The organism is Acidovorax sp. HMWF029 (genome assembly GCF_003060895.1).
GTDB lineage: Bacteria > Pseudomonadota > Gammaproteobacteria > Burkholderiales > Burkholderiaceae_C > Acidovorax.
Map to the genome: position 1 here is coordinate 4,185 of NZ_QAIH01000193.1, position 2,302 is coordinate 6,486.

3 protein-coding genes are annotated in these 2,302 nt (G+C 66.4%); 1 reads left to right on the forward strand and 2 read right to left on the reverse strand.

The features are described 5' to 3' along the window. Positions 1–59: 59 nt before the first annotated feature. Positions 60–1,055: a 4-hydroxy-3-methylbut-2-enyl diphosphate reductase gene (gene ispH / locus DBR12_RS13405; RefSeq protein WP_108617709.1), complete on the reverse strand. Its 996-nt coding sequence runs from the start codon at positions 1,053–1,055 to the stop codon at positions 60–62. Then, the gene (locus DBR12_RS13410; RefSeq protein WP_108617714.1) at positions 1,055–1,519 is read right to left on the reverse strand and encodes a peptidylprolyl isomerase; all 465 of its coding nucleotides are present in this window, start codon (positions 1,517–1,519) and stop codon (positions 1,055–1,057) included. The genes ispH and DBR12_RS13410 overlap by 1 nt, the downstream gene beginning before the upstream one ends. 88 nt (positions 1,520–1,607) lie before the next feature. Between DBR12_RS13410 and radC the strand changes: the two genes are divergently transcribed. After that, positions 1,608–2,302, forward strand: a 695-nt coding sequence (gene radC, locus DBR12_RS13415; protein WP_108617711.1) for a DNA repair protein RadC, incomplete at its 3' end; no start/stop codon positions are given.

The following is a 2,302-nucleotide window of genomic DNA, read 5'->3' on the forward strand; positions in this document are numbered from 1 at the left end:
GAAACAAAGGGCGCATGTTGGCGCCCTTGCACTTTTACCCGTTGCCCAGCAAGAGGCCGTCAGTGGGCGGAAGGCCCCGTTTCGGGCGTGCGCTGGCTGATCTCCAGCCCCGTGGCCGCGTCGATCTTGAGCCCCTTGGGCAGCGGGAACTTGATGGTCTCCTCGATGCCAGACATGCTGCGCACCGACACCGCACCCAGCGCCTTGATGCGGTCGATGACCTGTTGCACCAGGATTTCCGGGGCTGAGGCCCCGGCGGTCAGCCCCACGCGGGCCAGCCCGTCAAACCACTCGGCCTGCAGCTCGTCGGCACTGTCCACCATGTAGGCTGTGGTGCCCAGCTTGGCCGCCAGCTCGCGCAGGCGGTTGCTGTTGGAGCTGGTAGGGCTTCCCACCACAATCACCACGTCCACCTGCGGGCTCAGCACCTTCACCGCGTCCTGGCGATTCTGGGTGGCGTAGCAGATGTCCTGCTGCTTGGGCTCGCGCACAGTGGGAAAGCGCGCACGCACGGCGGCCGAGATTTCAGCCGCGTCGTCCACGCTCAGCGTGGTCTGCGTGACCACGGCCAGCTTCTCTGTCTGCCGGGGCTGCACACGCGCCACGTCTTCCACGTCTTCCACCAGATGGATGCCATGGTCAAGCTGGCCCATGGTGCCTTCCACCTCGGGGTGGCCCTTGTGGCCAATCATGATGAATTCATAGCCCTCTCTGGCGAGCTTGGCCACCTCGACGTGCACCTTGGTCACCAGCGGGCAAGTGGCGTCAAAAATGCTGAAGCCACGCGCCACGGCCTCTTGCTGCACGGCCTTGCTCACGCCGTGGGCGCTGAAGACCAGGGTGGCGCCGGGCGGCACATCCGACAGCTCTTCAATGAAGATCGCGCCCTTGGCCTTGAGGTCGTTCACCACGTAGGTGTTGTGCACGATCTCGTGGCGCACATAAATGGGTGCGCCAAACTTCTGGATGGCGCGCTCCACGATCTCGATGGCGCGGTCCACGCCCGCGCAAAAACCGCGCGGCTCGGCCAGAAGGATCTCTTGCGGTGCCTGCATCACAGGATTCCGATCAGTTGCACTTCAAACGTGACCGGCTGGCCCGCCAGCGGGTGGTTGAAGTCGAACAGCACCGCGCCGTCGTCGCGCACCTGCATCACCGCCCCCGCGTAGCTGCCCTGGCCATCCGGCGTGGGGAACTGCACGACATCGCCCACGTTGTACTTTTCGTCGGGGTCGCCCAACTCGTTCATCAGCTTGCGGGCCACCCACTGCTGCATGTCAGGGTTGCGCTCGCCAAAAGCCTCGCCCGCAGGCAGCTCGAACGTGATGCGGGTGCCTTCGGCCAGGCCCAGCAGGCGCTGCTCCATGGCGGGCGACAACTCGCCCGTGCCCAGTGACAGGGTGGCGGGCTTGTCAGTAAAGGTGTTGATCACGTCGCCTGCAGGGCCCGCCAGACGGTAGTGCAAGGTAAGAAAGGAGCCCGGCTGGACGGTGGGCAAAGCAGCAGCGGTAGAGGTCATGGCAGTCTCGATAAACTCCTGCAATTGTAGAAAACCGGGCAAAGCCCTACGCCCGTCGGCCCCCGACGGACGTCAAAGCCCCTGCGTCATGCCCCTCAAAGACCTGCCCGCCGACGCCCAGCCCCGCGAAAAGCTGCTGGCACGCGGCCCCGCCGCCCTGGCCGATGCCGAGCTGCTGGCCATCCTGCTGCGCACCGGCATCGTGGGCAAGGGCGTGCTGCAGATGGCGCAAGAGCTGCTCGACCCACCCGGCATCGACCCGGAGACCGGCACCATCACCGGCGGTTTTGGCGGCATTGCCGGACTGCTGCACACCAGCGCGGCAGACCTGGAGCGCATCAAGGGCCTGGGCCCTGCCAAGCGGGCCGAACTGGTGGCGGTGCTCGAACTTGCCCGCCGCGCCCTCGCCCAGCAACTGCGCGAACGCGAGGTGTTCGACTCGCCCGACGCCGTCAAGCACTACCTGCAACTGCACCTGGCTGCCAAGGGGCACGAGGTGTTTGCCGTGCTGTTCCTCGATGCGCAAAACCGTCTGCTGGCCATGGAAGAGCTGTTTCGCGGCACGCTCACGCAGACCAGTGTGTACCCGCGCGAGGTGGTGCTGCGCGCCCTGCACCACCAGGCCGCCGCCGTCGTGCTGGCCCACAACCACCCGAGCGGCAGCGTGCAACCCAGCCGCGCCGACGAGGCGCTGACCCAGACCCTGAAGACCACGCTGGCCCTGGTGGACGTGCGCGTGCTCGACCATGTGATCGTGGCGCCGGGCCAGGCGCTGTCGATGGC